The 15,042-nt window shown below is 36.0% G+C and carries 11 protein-coding genes; 5 read left to right on the forward strand and 6 right to left on the reverse strand.

All coding sequences use genetic code 11. The annotated features are described in order from the left end of the window. Window positions 1-145: 145 nt before the first annotated feature. From CYJ72_RS09195 to CYJ72_RS09215, 5 genes are all read right to left on the reverse strand, one after another. Window positions 146-1,543: a DUF4153 domain-containing protein gene (locus CYJ72_RS09195; RefSeq protein ID WP_066126890.1), complete on the reverse strand. Its 1,398-nt coding sequence runs from the start codon at window positions 1,541-1,543 to the stop codon at window positions 146-148. Then, on the reverse strand, window positions 1,543-1,758 hold the full coding sequence (locus tag CYJ72_RS09200) for a helix-turn-helix domain-containing protein (protein WP_066126888.1): 216 nt from the start codon (window positions 1,756-1,758) through the stop codon (window positions 1,543-1,545). Before CYJ72_RS09200 ends, CYJ72_RS09195 begins: the two co-directional genes overlap by 1 nt. A 13-nt stretch (window positions 1,759-1,771) precedes the next feature. Further along, on the reverse strand, window positions 1,772-2,245 hold the full coding sequence (locus tag CYJ72_RS09205; protein WP_066126886.1) for a DUF2975 domain-containing protein: 474 nt from the start codon (window positions 2,243-2,245) through the stop codon (window positions 1,772-1,774). Between the two features lie 476 nt (window positions 2,246-2,721). Beyond that, window positions 2,722-3,177, reverse strand: coding sequence for a MaoC/PaaZ C-terminal domain-containing protein (locus tag CYJ72_RS09210; RefSeq protein WP_066126884.1), 456 nt, complete (start codon window positions 3,175-3,177; stop codon window positions 2,722-2,724). Between the two features lie 419 nt (window positions 3,178-3,596). Further along, window positions 3,597-4,349, reverse strand: a complete 753-nt coding sequence (locus tag CYJ72_RS09215; protein WP_284629504.1) for a hypothetical protein — start codon at window positions 4,347-4,349, stop codon at window positions 3,597-3,599. 788 nt (window positions 4,350-5,137) lie between these two features. On the opposite strand from CYJ72_RS09215, the gene CYJ72_RS09220 reads away from it, so the two are divergent. Beyond that, window positions 5,138-6,496 carry an ISL3 family transposase gene (locus tag CYJ72_RS09220; RefSeq protein ID WP_284628746.1) on the forward strand — a complete coding sequence of 453 codons (1,359 nt, stop codon included), beginning with the start codon at window positions 5,138-5,140 and terminating at the stop codon, window positions 6,494-6,496. A 282-nt stretch (window positions 6,497-6,778) separates the two neighbouring features. On the opposite strand, the gene pflB is transcribed toward CYJ72_RS09220, so the two are convergent. Then, entirely contained in the window at window positions 6,779-9,049 is a 2,271-nt protein-coding gene (gene pflB, locus CYJ72_RS09225) for a formate C-acetyltransferase (RefSeq protein WP_066125983.1), read from the reverse strand. 520 nt (window positions 9,050-9,569) lie between these two features. Here pflB and polA point away from each other — a divergent pair. The 4 genes from polA (at window position 9,570) to CYJ72_RS09245 (ending at window position 14,803) form a co-directional block, all read left to right on the forward strand. Continuing rightward, window positions 9,570-12,227 carry a DNA polymerase I gene (gene polA, locus CYJ72_RS09230; RefSeq protein ID WP_101813566.1) on the forward strand — a complete coding sequence of 886 codons (2,658 nt, stop codon included), beginning with the start codon at window positions 9,570-9,572 and terminating at the stop codon, window positions 12,225-12,227. 337 nt (window positions 12,228-12,564) lie between these two features. Continuing rightward, complete coding sequence (mutM, locus tag CYJ72_RS09235; protein WP_101813565.1) at window positions 12,565-13,419, forward strand: DNA-formamidopyrimidine glycosylase; 855 nt, start codon at window positions 12,565-12,567, stop codon at window positions 13,417-13,419. A gap of 41 nt (window positions 13,420-13,460) precedes the next feature. Further along, window positions 13,461-14,039 (forward strand): dephospho-CoA kinase, encoded by a 579-nt coding sequence (coaE, locus tag CYJ72_RS09240; protein ID WP_101813564.1) that lies wholly within the window; start codon window positions 13,461-13,463, stop codon window positions 14,037-14,039. Between the two features lie 392 nt (window positions 14,040-14,431). After that, complete coding sequence (locus CYJ72_RS09245) at window positions 14,432-14,803, forward strand: TM2 domain-containing protein (RefSeq protein ID WP_284629509.1); 372 nt, start codon at window positions 14,432-14,434, stop codon at window positions 14,801-14,803. The last annotated feature ends 239 nt before the right edge of the window (window positions 14,804-15,042 follow it).

Genomic DNA, 15,042 nt, shown 5'->3' on the forward strand with positions numbered 1-15,042 from the left:
AACGAAGTTAGGACTAGGTTCCTAAGATAGCTTTTGAACTTTATTTTTAATTAGCGAGTACCAAATTTAGTCTAGGCTACATTATTATTTATTAATTACTAATAGCGAAATTTGGCCCAAGATGAAAGAGGTATTTGATTAATCATCATCTAGCATTCAATAGCAATGGATAAGCATAACATATAGCAGTGAAGGATAGTTCGCCTAATAAAATAATCCAACGATAGGCATTAAATTTAGGTATAAAATGTTGAATAATAATCAATATCAAAGCGACAAACATTAATACCGCAAACCAACCAGATAATAAACGCAATGGTGTCCAACCAAAATGAAGTACATATACCCCAAGTGTTTTCCATACAGCTAGACTGGCAAAGATCAAACTACTTCCATATAAGCCAAGCATCAAGTACTGGACAGCTTTTGTTTTAACCCATTGAGTATCATATAACCATTGGATGAACCAAGTGACGAATAAATTCAATAACGTTATATAAATAAATTGCCAAAACCCACTAATAGCGACATTGGCAGCATCCGGTGCTTGGATATTTGCAACAGATAGTAATTGGACTAAATCATAAAAAGCGGTCGTAAAAAACAGACAGTATAGGCCAATTAAAATACTCATCAATAATAGGGCGCTAGCTTTTGGAAAAATTTGCAAGCGTGTCTTAATCGTGAGTAAATCGGATTTTAACTTTGAATTAGGTTTGTGTAAAAGCGAACCAAATATTAAGCCCGATAGCCATAATCCGATTGGGATAGATAAGATAAAATAAAACAAATAAACAAGCAAATTATCCAGTTGATTGAGTTGACGAATAAAGTTTAATAGACCACTTAATAACTGATCACTATGCTGTGCGAAAGTAGGAGACAATTGACCTAGCTGATTCATCACAAACAAGAAAATAAAAAACAAACTCAAAATACTGATAATTGTTGCCAACCATTTGAATGGATTAAATTTAGCAGAGCGTAAATGTGTGCGATGATACCATAAAATAATGGGGCGAATTAAAATATTTTGGAAGGGAATCCACCAAAAATGACGCATCAAGTCAAATAATACCCATAAGTTTAATTGCTGATCTACTAAGTTTTGACTACGCATTGCAATATATAAGACAAAAGATAGATGAATCACGAATGCTTGCATGGCCTCAAACTGAGGATGAAAGCCCCAAAGCGAAAGGGCAAGGCCTTGTAATAAAATCATCATCATTATAGTAACTAAATCGTGTCGATAGCTAGTTGTAAATTGATTCCAAGTACGATGAAGACGATAGCAGAGCATCTCGGTAAAGGCCATAATGATTACTGTAAAAGGAAAGAAGTGTATAGTGGACTCAAAGACCGCTATAACATAATAATAAGCAATAAAATAGAATAACCAACTCATTGTGCCGATGACTGGAAAGGTAGTGACTGCTTCTTTCAATCTGCCCAAATAATGATGATTCATTTTAGTTGCTTCTTTAATAGAAAAAGCGTCTGATGAAAAGGAGGAATGTTTAGTTTGATTAGGCTCGGTCATCATGCTTCCTCCGTATCTTCAATATACTCTAGAATATCTCCAGGCTGACAGTTTAACTCGCGACATAAGGCATTAAGCGTTGAAAAACGAATCGCCTTAGCTTTATTGTTTTTTAATATAGAAAGATTAGCTGGCGTTAAATCGATCTGTTCTGCTAAATTTCCGGCCGAAATTTTTCGTTTAGCCATTACCACATCTAAATTTATTTGAATCATCTTGTCATCACTCCTAAACGGTATAATCGAGTTCATTTTGCATTTCAACGGCTTTACCAAAAATATTGCGCACGACTCGAATAATTAAAAACATAAAACCAGCCATATATCCTAAATATTGAATCGGATCATAACAAGTGAATCCACAAGCTAAAGCAATAATAGTAAATGACAGCGTTAACCAACCAATTATTTGTAAATAACGGACATTTTCAGCAACAAAGACAATTTCATGACCAATGTTATTAACGAGTTTGTAAAGATAGTAAATACATAGAACACCAATAACAGCAACCATATAACCACTGATTAAAAGAAAATAAAAGCGTAATCTGCCCACGAAATAGCCACCTGGTAATAACATAATTTGTCGGACGATGAATGGTCCTTCCAAAGTCAGCCAAAAGCCAACAATTAAGGCTAAAAGCAAAGCAATTTTAGTTAAGATAATACTAATGTCTTCATGTGTACGAGTTTTATTTTTCATAAGGCTATCCTCCCGATAAATTCTAAGATAAATATAACAGATAATTTATCGAATATCAATAAAAAATAATTGAATTAAGATAAAAATATGTTGATTTAAAATAAAACTAACTAATTATAAAAATATCAGATTAACAACAGAACATAGCTAAGGCTAGACATTGAGCAGTAAGTCCATTGGTTTGCTGTTCTCTTCGATGAACATATAGCGTGAAATGTTTTGGTTTTCTAATGGGGTTAGATTGTAAAATTAAATGCGACAAAATATATAGAACTCATAACAGTTTCGTGGAAAAGGCTAATAACGACAGAATTGCTACTTACCGTTACTAATGCCGACTATTGGCACTTTTTTACAGTCCAAAATAAAAAAGAGGTTAGGTATGCCTATGAAATTTTTTTAAAAATTTCTGTTAATTCCCTTTCACTAGGGAAAGGTGCATTCTAGCCTCTTTTATTTAAGTTGGGTTTTACAAATTAAGATTCAGATTTAAAATAGCCAAAAGCTCGATGCATAATCTCGGTAACTAATTCATCATCTTGGTTATAAATTTTGGCTTCCATTAAGCAAATTCCTTGTTGTGGTTTTGTTTTAGAACGTTTAATTTCTTTCATGGTAAAGATACTATAAATACTTTCTCCAGGATAGACAGGGCGCACCCATTTTACGTCTGCTCCGGCTCCCATCATGGCACCAGGTGTTAATGGCAATGTTTCGACTAACATTTTCATATTGACTGCAAGAGTATGCCAACCGGAGGCAACTAATCGTTTGAAGATTGTATCTTTAGCGGCAACCGGATCAGTATGGAAAGGCTGTGGATCGAATTGTTTAGCAAATTCAATGATGCGTTCTTCACTCATCAAATACGAATCGCTTCGAAACTGAACTCCTTCCTTAATATCATCTAAATAGGTAACTAATTGAGTCATGTTGAATCGTCCTTTCATGTATTAATGGTTGGCGGTTAACCAATTTATTTTGTCTGTTAATTTCATCATAGCACGAAAGGATAAAATTTTGTAAAGAAATGGTTCCGTTTTCAATTGAAATATATTTATAGTTACTATCTCTTTTACTAATAGCATCAGTAAAAAGAGTATTTTATATAAAAGGTAATTGACTGATAGGTAAAAGTTCTATGAGTAATTATGAGGCGACCTCATTATCATTTTATGATAGACTTCATAAATTGCAATCAAATATAAAGTATATCACGGCATCGTATTGCCAAAGGCCCTCTAAATACCGACTGCATCAAAATTAAAGGCACATCAAAAATGCTACCTTAGCATAATATAAAAAGGCACGCCAGAAATTTTTATTTCTGTGTGCCTTTAAGCTATAGGACTCATTCTTGTTCAGTAGGGTTAGTAATCGAACCGGTCATTTCAATAAGGGTGAAAGGATCAGCATGAGAGACGGTGTAAACGACATTTCCTACTTGCCATGTAGCGACATTATCTTCATAAGTTAATGAGTCATTCATTCTTAATTTAATTTGACCGACTACTTCAGGAGCTGGCAAAGCAATTTCTTCTAAATATTCTACGATTTGTTTCGCTAAATCAGGAGAAGAAACACCTTCTTGATTGGGTGCTTGAATTGCTAAACTCCAGTTGCCTTCTTGCCAATTTAAATAAGTAGATCCCATACCTGCTGTTAAATAACCGGTTATACCATAACCTAAGTCTATTTCTTCGCCTTGATTGTCAATCACTTGATTAACAGCTTCTTGAGCGGCTGCTTCATCTTCGTAAACGACACGTTGAAAAGCAGCAATCGGCGTTTTATTATTTAGTTCTTGATTGTTGACCTCATACGGTTCGTTTTCTGCATAATAAAGGATATTAAAGTTTTCGGTATCGGAAACTTTTGTAGTAGCGGCAGAAAGATAGACAGGGGATTCTGCGGTTAATACTTTTGTTGGTAAGGCCTCATTTTCAAAATAACTTTGTAATTCTTCGACGACTTTCATAGCGTGTTCTTGGGGCGATGTTTCTTGCGCAGTTACAACTGATTGACTAAAAATTCCATTCGACAGCGGCAAAACGGGCGAAAATAAAACAATACTAAATGCTAAATACTTTCTAAATTTTCGCATTTTTATCATCTCCTTACTTTTAGCATATGAAAAATGACAATTAATTCAAATCATAACACTCAATTTAAGGAAATTCTTATAAAATAATAGAGATGTGTTTAGACTAATTCAATTTGAAAGTAAATATTACTGAATAAGCGTAAAAGGGAGTGGGCAAGAAGTAGAAAATTGAATAATTTTCGCTTCGTCTGTCCACCCCCGCACAGTTGGGAGTAGACCAGAAGTAGAAAATCGAATAATTTTCGCTTCGTTGGCCTACCCCCGCACAGTTGAGTAGGCCTCAGACAAGTCGTTAAGACGCAGTTTGAGGCCACTCAACCACTGCGCTTTTAAATATCGAGCAATAACTAGATTGAATTTTTTATGCTTATACCTTACTCATTAAGACGCCGTTTGAGACCACTCAACCACTGCGCTTTTAATTAATTACCAATAAATCGATGGAATTTATCTGCTTTATTCCCAGCATCTAAATCTCAAACGACAATCAGACGTTTTAACTGACACATCATAACGAACTGTGTATCCATCTGCTTAATGCTCAAAGCCACTCATACGATTTTATCTTTCAAATCGTATGAATTATTCGCTATGTGTATTTCGCAATTTATAATTGAGCCATTTCGCAATTTAAGATTGAGCCACTTTGCAATTTAGGCTCTATACTTTTTGGTGTGGATTTATAGAAATGACTCTGTTCATTCACACCTTTTTAAATCAATACAAAAAGTCATGGAATTCCATTATAATCTAATTAGCGACAAAACTATTAGAAAAGAGGAACTCACATGACCTATTCAGATGATATCAGAAAAGTACTCGAAATAACAGACCCTAATATCACTTTTATTGAAGGATGTTTGGATCAAGATCCCATCACATTGAACGGTGTCCTTTACCAGACTGTATCTGCCAAGCTTTCTTATGACCCAGTGGCTTGCCCCTGCTGTCATCAAAAAAATATTAATAACTCTATTTTGAAGCATGGCTTTAAGCAAGTAAAAGTAAAATATGCTTGTTCTCTTGCCTGTCCTAAATTAATTCTACTAAAAAAACAACGTTTTATTTGTAAAGCGTGTAAGAAAACCTTTATGGCACAAACGAACTTAGTAGAGCCAAATTGTCAGATTTCTAACTTACAAAAACAACTCGTAAAAGAACAATTGAGACTCGTACAATCTGCTTCACTGATTGCTAAAAATACCTATGTATCAATTAGTACGGTCTTTAGAGTACTCGATTCCTTGGAAAAGCAGATGAAACCACAAACGAATACCCTGCCAACTACTTTATCATTTGACGAACTACGTACAACGAAATCATGTAAAGCAGAAATGTCCTTTATTTATGCCAATGCTTCTACTCACCAAATATTAGATTTATTAGATAGTCGTCAACAAGCCGATATTAAAAACCATTTTTTCCGTTTCCCATTGGACGCTCGACGTCAAGTTGAATGGATTACGATGGACATGAACCTTCCCTTCATTAGCATGATCAAGACACTGTTCCCATGTGCTAAAATTGTGATTGACCGGTTCCATATCATTCAATTACTCAATAGGGCCCTTAATAACCTAAGGATTCAAGTAATGAATCAATGTAAAAAGAAACCCTCGAAATGTGATTATAATAAGCTGAAAAAATTATGGAAATTACTTCTTAAAAACCGAGAAGATTTAGATTTTGAGAATTATCAAACCCATCGCCTGTTCGATGGATTAGTGACTGAAAAAATGATGGTAGAATATCTCCTTTCGCTTGATATAGGGCTAAGAAATGCCTATGAAAAAATAAATGATTTCAAATATGCCATTATGACACATGATGTCGAATTGTTTCATTATGAACTTCAAGAAATAAAAAAATATTCCTATCGTCAAGTGATTCGTACAGCGTTTAACACGATTACACGCTATCAAGAGTATATCACCAATGCTTTAACCGTCACGTTATCAAATGGTCACTTAGAAGCAACCAATAATATTATTAAAACAATCAAACGAACTGGCCACGGTTATACTAATTTTAGACGTTTAAGATTAAGAGCACGCTATATTTTGTTAAGTAAGAACTGCACAAACCAAGACTATCGCCCTTTATATTTTAGTCAAGAAAAAGAATCAAAGACAAAGAAAACCGCTTAATTAGAATAAAACGGCCTTCAACACAATTGTGTTGAACGACCAAAAATTCCGTGACCCACACCATTTGACAAAGAGCCGCAATTTAAAACTGAGCCAATTCGCAATTTAAAATTGAGCCATTGTCATCTTTGAATCATTTTCATATTCATATTTTATAAAGGCATTACTTAATTTATTAGACGCTCTAGAAAATGTATCAGCATTACGTTTCATAATTTAAGTTACAAAAAAGAAGACCAAGCACTTGGCTTGGTCTTCGCTGCTTAGGATTTATTAAACAAATTAGAATTGGTTGTGGATTACACGTTGTAAGATATCATTGATTTGATCTTGAGTTGCTTTGTTTAAGTATAAAGCATAACCTGATACACGTAATACAGCGTGTGGGTTTTCTTCAGGGTGTTGTAAGATATCAATTAATTTCTCACGGTTTAATACGTTAACGTTTAAGTGGTGTCCACCTTTTTTGAAGTAACCGTCTAACATAGTTGCTAAGTTAGATTTACGGTCAGCATCGTCACGTCCTAATGCTTTTGGATGGATAGCAAATGTATATGAGCTTCCGTCACGAGCATCTTCGAATGGAATTTTAGCAACTGATGATAAAGCAGCTAAAGCTCCTGATTTAACAGAGTTATATTGTGGGTTAGCACCTGGCGCAATTGGTGTCCATGGTTCACGGTAACCAACTACTTCAGGGTTAGAACCTGTAAATACATTACCTAATGCTTTACCATACACGATGTTAGAAGTGATGGTTAAGATTGAAGTGGTAATTTCAGCATTACGGTAAGTAGGTAATTTACGTAAACGTTCCATAAAGTCATGTAAGAATCCAGTTACTAATGAGTCAACACGGTCGTCATTGTTACCGAATGTAGGGAATTGTTCACCTTCAACAACATAATCAACTGGGAATCCATCTTCGTCACGAACAATACGTACTTTAGAGTATTTAACAGCTGATAACATATCCCCAACTAATGCTAAACCAGCAATACCTGTTGCAAAGTAGCGGTGTGGATGTGAATCTAATAACGCCATTTGAGTTGATTCATAAGCATAACGGTCATGTTGACGGTGGATAATGTTTAATGCACGAACATAAACTTTAGTGGTCCAGTCCATAACTTTATCTAATTTTTCCATTAACTCGTCATATTCTAAGTAGTCACCTTTAATTGGTTCTAAACCTTTAATAACAGTTTTACGAGTTTTTTCATCAACCCCACCTGATACAGCATATAATAAGGCTTTAGGTCCAGAGAAACGAGCTCCGAAGTATTGATGTTCTTTACCCATAACTGAAGGGGACACACAACATGCAATAGCAGCATCTGTTGAATGCATTACATTAGCCATTACTTCGTCGTTTTCATATTGGATAGCTGAAGTATCAATTGACACTTTTGCACAATATTCACGGTAAGCACGTGGTAATTTTTCGTTATAGAAAATCGTTAAGTTTGGTTCTGGTGATTCACCCATTGTATATAATGTGTGTAATGCACGGAATGATGTTTTGTTAACTAATGAACGGCCATCATTGTTCATACCAGCGATTGATAAGGTAACCCAAGTTGGCATACCTGAGAATACTTCGTTGAAGTCTGGTGTACGTGCGAAACGAATCATACGTAATTTCATTACGAAGTGGTCAACTAATTCTTGAGCTTCTTGTTCAGTAATCAAGCCAGCTTGTAAGTCACGTTCGATATAAATATCGAAGAATGCGTCCATACGACCTAAAGAAGTAGCAGCACCGTTAGTTTGTTTTGCACCAGCTAAGAAGGCTAAGTAAGTCCATTGAATAGCTTCTTGAGCTGTTTTTGCAGGTTGACGTAAGTCAAATCCATACATGTCACCTAATTGAGCAATTTCTTCTAAAGCACGATATTGTTTAGAAATTTCTTCACGTAATTGCATTTCTTCTTCAGTATACATTTCGCGTTCCATAGCAACCCAGTCACTGTATTTTTCTTTTTTCAAGAAGTCAGTACCGTATAATGCCACACGACGGTAGTCACCGATGATACGTCCACGTCCATAAGCATCTGGAAGACCAGTGATGATTTTGTTTGAACGAGCAGCACGGATGTCAGCATCATAAACGTCGAATACACCTTGGTTATGTGTTTGGATCCATTCTGTAAATTGCATTTCAACTTCTGGATCTAATGAGTAGCCATAAGCTTCTAATGCTTGTTTCGCCATACGAACGCCACCGAATGGGTTTAAGCCTTGTTTTAATGGTTTATCAGTTTGTAAACCAACGATTTTTTCTAAGTCTTTGTCGATGTATGAAGCAGGGTATGCTAATACAGTTGAAACAATTTTTTCTTCCATATCGACTACGCCATGTTCAACTTCATAAGCTAATAAATCTTCGAAAGTCTTGTTTAATTTTTGAGTTGCTTCTGTTGCTTCAGCTAAGAAAGATTCGTCGCCAGTATATTCTGTGTAGTTATCTAAAATAAATTGACCAACGTCAGTATTCTCACGCCAAGCAGTCCCTTTAAAACCTTCCCATGCTTTTGTCATTGTTTCTGTCATTTCTTTTTCCTCCTGTTTTTTTGAAAATTGATTCACAATGTTTTTACACTTACATTGTATCGGAAAATAACACAGTCCGTCAAGGCCAAAACCGTCTTTAAACACTGATAATACAATAATTCTGTTTCAAAACGATGGAACAGTTACTATAAAAAGTTTTTATCTGTACCACTTTGATAGGGTTTTACAAATAATTTTCATTTATAAGTTTGTGAAGTTGGTTTTCTTTTTCACAATATATAAACAGTTTTCCTTTATTAATATCATTCTTTTATGAAAATAATTTATACTAAATTTGAGTAATCTTTGATAATTTCATAGCGACGTCGGTCTATCGTCTGGTTTTCACGATTAATACAGCTTGCTTTTATTTTTTTTCGAATAAAAAAAGAAAATAATTGCAATGGCAGAAAGGGTTGACACCGATTAAAAAAAGAAAATGCTCGTCTTTAACATTAAAGATGTGTAATAAAGGACAATTTGTTATAATGGAGAAGAGAAAATCAAGAAGGAGATTATTATGGCCCAACGAAAAATTGTCTTAATAGACGGAAGTAGTTTAGCATTTCGTGCATTCTATTCGATTTTAGATTTGGAACGCTTTAAAAATCGTTCAGGATTGCATACTAATGCTTTATATAGTTTTAATCGCATGTTAGATAATGTGTTACAACAATTTGAACCCACCCATGTATTAGTAGCGTTTGATAAAAGTGAGCGGACATTCCGTACTGAAAAATATGCAGAATACAAAGGTGGACGTCAAAAGACACCGAGTGAATTTAAAGAGCAAATGCCTTATTTTAGAGTTTTACTGGATGCTTATGGCATTAAACACTATGATGTCTTAGGTTATGAAGCAGATGATATTATTGGAACTTTATCCAATCAAGCAGATAAGGACGATCAAGTCGTGGTGATTTCAGGAGATAAAGACTTAATCCAATTAGCTAATGAGAATACGACAGTTTATGTTACACGCCGTGGGGTGAGTGATCTAGAACCGTATACCCCTGCCGTAATTCGTGAAAAGTATGATATTACCCCTGAACAAATTATCGATATGAAGGGCTTGATGGGCGATTCATCCGATAATTATCCTGGTATCACCCGTATTGGTGAAAAGACGGCACTAAAATTATTACATCAATTTGGAACGGTTGAAGCGATGTATGAACGTTTAGATGAGTTAAAACCTTCTAAAATGAAAGAAAACATTATTAACGATGAAGCAAATGCCCGCATGAGTAAAGACTTGGCGCGTATTTTATTAGAAGCACCGATTGACATTTCAGTGGACGATATTACGATGAATGAGAAAAATATCGACGCTTTAACAGAGTTTTATCGTCAAATGGAATTTAATAGCTTCCTATCAGCTTTAGGCAGTGAAGAAGTAATTAGCGATGCGTCAGAAGTGATGGAATCCGATTATGAAGTGATTTACTTAGAAGTGATTAAAGAAGAGCATTTACCTGATCAAACAGCGATTCACTTTGAAACGATTGAAGAAAACTATCATTTTGCAGATGTGGTCAAAGTCACTTGGTCAGATTTAGTATCCCATCAAGTCTTTGTCACGGAAGCAAAAACAGCTTTTGATTCAGCCTTGTTTAAAGAATGGTTAGCCAAGGAGTTAACTGAAAAAGTTTCCTATGATACCAAAAAAGATATGGTGATTGCAGCCCGTTTTGGAGCCTCTTTACAACATGTGACCTTTGATGTCTCGATTGCGACTTATTTAGCGGAACAAAGCCAAGACCAACATATTGAAGCCATTCAAAGCTTTTTAGGCTTACCGGTAACGGTGCAACTTGATGAAAGTATTTATGGCAAAGGTGCTAAATTAGCCGTCCCAGAAGACGCTGAAATTGTCAACCAACATGTAGCCAATAAAGTCGAAGCGTATGAACAAGTCAAAGACCCGCTTTTAGCAAAATTAGAAGCTGTAGCGGCTACCGAACTTTTCTTGACCATGGAAATGCCATTGGCTGTTGTCTTAGCGAAGATGGAAATTGAAGGGGTTAAAGTCGATGCGGCAGTCTTAGACGAGATGAATACTTTATTATTAGAACGCATGGCCGATATGGAAAAAGAAATCCATGAGTTAGCGGGCCGTGAATTTAATGTCAATTCACCCAAACAATTAGGTGAAATTTTATTTGATGAACTAGGCTTACCCGTGATTAAAAAGACTAAGACCGGTTACAGTACGGCAGCAGATGTGTTAGAAAAATTAAAATACCAGCATCCAATTGTCGAGAAGATTTTGGATTATCGCCAAATTGCGAAATTGCAAGGGACTTATTTAGCGGGCTTACCACGCTTTATTAAAGAAGACGGCAAAATCCATACGCGTTTTGTCCAAACACTGACCCAAACCGGTCGTTTAAGTAGTACCGATCCTAACTTACAAAACATTCCTATTCGCTTAGAAGAAGGGCGTAAAATCCGCAAAGCCTTCGTACCAAGTCATGAAGGATGGCAATTATTGGGAGCGGATTATTCACAAATTGAGTTACGCGTGTTAGCCCATATTTCAGAAGATGAGCACATGCGTCAAGCCTTTATCGATGATGAAGACATCCACTCAGCGACCGCTCGCCGTGTCTTTGGTTTACCAGAAGATGAACCGATTACCAGCAATCACCGTCGCCAAGCGAAAGCTGTTAACTTTGGAATTGTCTATGGTATTAGTGATTATGGTTTATCACAAAACTTAAACATCACGCGTAAAGAAGCGAAAACATTTATCGACACCTACTTTGATAAATATCCAGGGGTAGCCGAGTATATGAAAGAGATTGTCAAACAAGCCAAGGAAGATGGCTATGTTACGACCTTGTTTAACCGTCGTCGTTATTTACCGGATATACATTCTTCCAACTTTAATATCCGCTCATTTGCTGAAAGAACCGCGATGAACTCACCGATTCAAGGTTCGGCTGCTGATATTATAAAAATCGCAATGATTCGCCTAGATGAGGCCATCACGAAAGAAAACTTACAAGCCAAATTATTATTACAAGTGCACGATGAGTTAATTTTAGAAGCGCCAGCAGAAGAAATGGCACGACTAGCGGAGTTAGTGCCAGAAGTAATGGAAGGGGCTGTTGAATTAGCAGTGCCATTAAAAGTGGAAGCCAATCAAGGTGAAAACTGGTATGAATTAAAATAAAAGAGATGATGGACAAGACTGATTATGGGTCTTGTCTTTTATGGTTTATAGAAGAAAATAAGGCTTAAAGTATCATTACAATTTACACGATGAATCGGCCTCATCGTGATAATTAGCTGAATCAATGTAAAAGGCTATCTGTCTACGAAGCATAATTTCTACAAGGTAAATAGTGATTGCTACTAAATATTGAAATCAAATAGACCGTAACATCAAGGAAATGCAGGTGAAACATTGATAACAGTAATAACCTTTGATAGAATCAAATTATTATATGAGGGTACCGCTTAGCATAAATAAAGACTTTAATGAGCGGTTTTACTAAAGGAGTTTTAAGATGCCAGAATTACCAGAAGTCGAGAGTGTCCGTCAAGGGCTAATTCACTTGGTGCAAGGGAAAGTCATCCAGGACATTGTGATTGATTGGGATCGAATTATCGTGACCGAACAACCTTTATCAGACTGGATTGAGCATTTAAAAGGTCAACAAATCAATACGGTTGAAAGACGAGCAAAATTTTTAATTTTCCGCTTTGATGATTGGGCGATGATTTCACATTTACGTATGGAAGGGAAATACCATTTTTACCCAGCTGATGAAGTGCCGACTACTAAAGATAAGCATACTCATGTTCGTTTTCTTTTTAATGATGGTAGCCAACTACATTATCACGATGTAAGAAAATTTGGTCGCATGGAATTAGTCGCACCTGAAGCCGTACAAGATTATTTCTTAGCACGTAAATTAGGGCCAGAACCGAATGCGGAACAATTCCATTTGTCGACTTTTAAAACACAATTAAGTCAATTGAAAAAGCCAATCAAACCATTACTTTTAGATCAAAGAGTCGTGGCGGGGTTGGGTAATATTTATGCTGACGAAGTGCTCTTTGAAGCAAAAATCCATCCTACTAGACCAGCCAACAGCTTAACAGATCAAGAAGTGGCACAATTATATGATGCGATTTTAAACATTATGGCGGCAGCCATCAAAGCCGGTGGTTCAAGCGTGAGAACGTATTTAAACTCATTAGGAGAAGCCGGTACCTATCAAGAACAATTGCAAGTTTATGGACGACCTGAAGAACCGTGTCCACGCTGTGGTCAATTAATCAGTAAAATCCAATTTGCCGGCCGCGGGACACATTTTTGTAGCCATTGTCAGCCAGTAGCATGCATTAAAGAGGCTTAGAATTTAATCAGAGCCTTAACTAGAATGGAGGGGTTATAGAGGTGAAAAAAATTGGGATTACCGGTGGTATTGCGACCGGAAAATCAACTGTTTCGCATTACCTGCGACAAAAAGGCTACACGGTCGTTGATGCTGACGAAGCGGCACGAGCAGTAGTCGCACCGATGAGTCTTGGGATTGATAAAGTGATTGATGCTTTCGGCCACCAAATGGTCAAAAGTGACGGTCAATTAGACCGGGAATTATTAGGCAGTGTTATTTTTAAGGATGAAGCAAAACGCGACCAACTCAATCATTTGTTACATCCTTTGATTATGGATTGGATGGACCAACAAATCGCCAAAGCTGAAACAGAGATTGTCTTTGTGGATGTGCCATTGTTGTATGAAGTAGGTTATGACCAAAAAGTCGATCGAGTTTGGTTAGTTTATGTCAATCGTATGACCCAATTGCAACGCCTAATGGATCGCAATCACTTAACAGAGCAAGAAGCCAACCAACGGATTAATAGCCAATGGTCCTTAGAAGCTAAAAAGGAAAAAGCCGACGTCGTCATTAATAATGAAGGTGACTTAGACACTTTATACCGTCAAATAGATCAGTTATTAGAAGAATTATAATCAGGTAATGGGTGGTCCAATCATAATAGTAACGTTATGGCGAAACAGCGACCTTTATACTGCAATTATCACACCGTCTCAACTGAGGATAGTTAAGACTATTGTAATAGCTCCGCCACTAAGGTTTATTAAGACTACTGGCTTAATATCGCAATTGAGGTTTGTTATTACTATTACCACAATGTTGCACTTAAGGTTTAAGAGGATTACTATCATACCGTCGCAACATAGATTAAATACAACTAGCACAACATCGAAACTACAGGTTATAGGTATCAATAAGCTAAAATACGAACTCAATTTTATGAGTTTAGTTATACGAAAATTACAGGATTAACAGCACAAAATTCAAACAAAGTGCAGTGCTTGTCATGACAAAAAGGAGAAAAAAGATGGACTTTTTATTTTTAATATTTGTTTTCGTGGTGTTATTCATCTTGTCAAGAAGAGATGAGCGCAGAAATAAACGCTATTATCAACAGATGAATCACTATCAAACATATAATCAATATGGACAACCGGTGAACCCCTATCAACAAGCACCGTACCCACCTTATGGTAAAGCGATTGGTAAATGGACTTATTTCTTAGTAGTTTTCTTTTTAGGTGGCTTGGGTGTTCATAAATTTATCGCTGGCAAATGGGTTCAAGGATTATTATATTTAGCCTTTTCATGGACTTTTGTGCCTAGCTTATTTGCTTTTTTCCATTTGATTGGAGTGTTATTTAGACAACCAGACCAGTTTGGCAATATTTATATTTAATATTTGTTGCGTTAGATGACGAACAGAAGGCAATATGATATTTTGACTGAATATTTATTTTTAATATTGGTAGTGTTAGATGACCTCTATCTATTGAATCTAAGCGTCTAAGAATCAATTTTTTAACTCATAAAACTTTCACTACCGCATCATACTATCATGAAACTAACTGAGGTTTTCAGAGTGTCAATGCCGGTATAGATATGCTACAATAGGAATAACTAACAGTGTTTAGAAAG

The sequence above is a fragment of the Globicatella sanguinis genome (genome assembly GCF_002847845.2).
Taxonomy (GTDB): Bacteria; Bacillota; Bacilli; order Lactobacillales; family Aerococcaceae; genus Globicatella; species Globicatella sanguinis.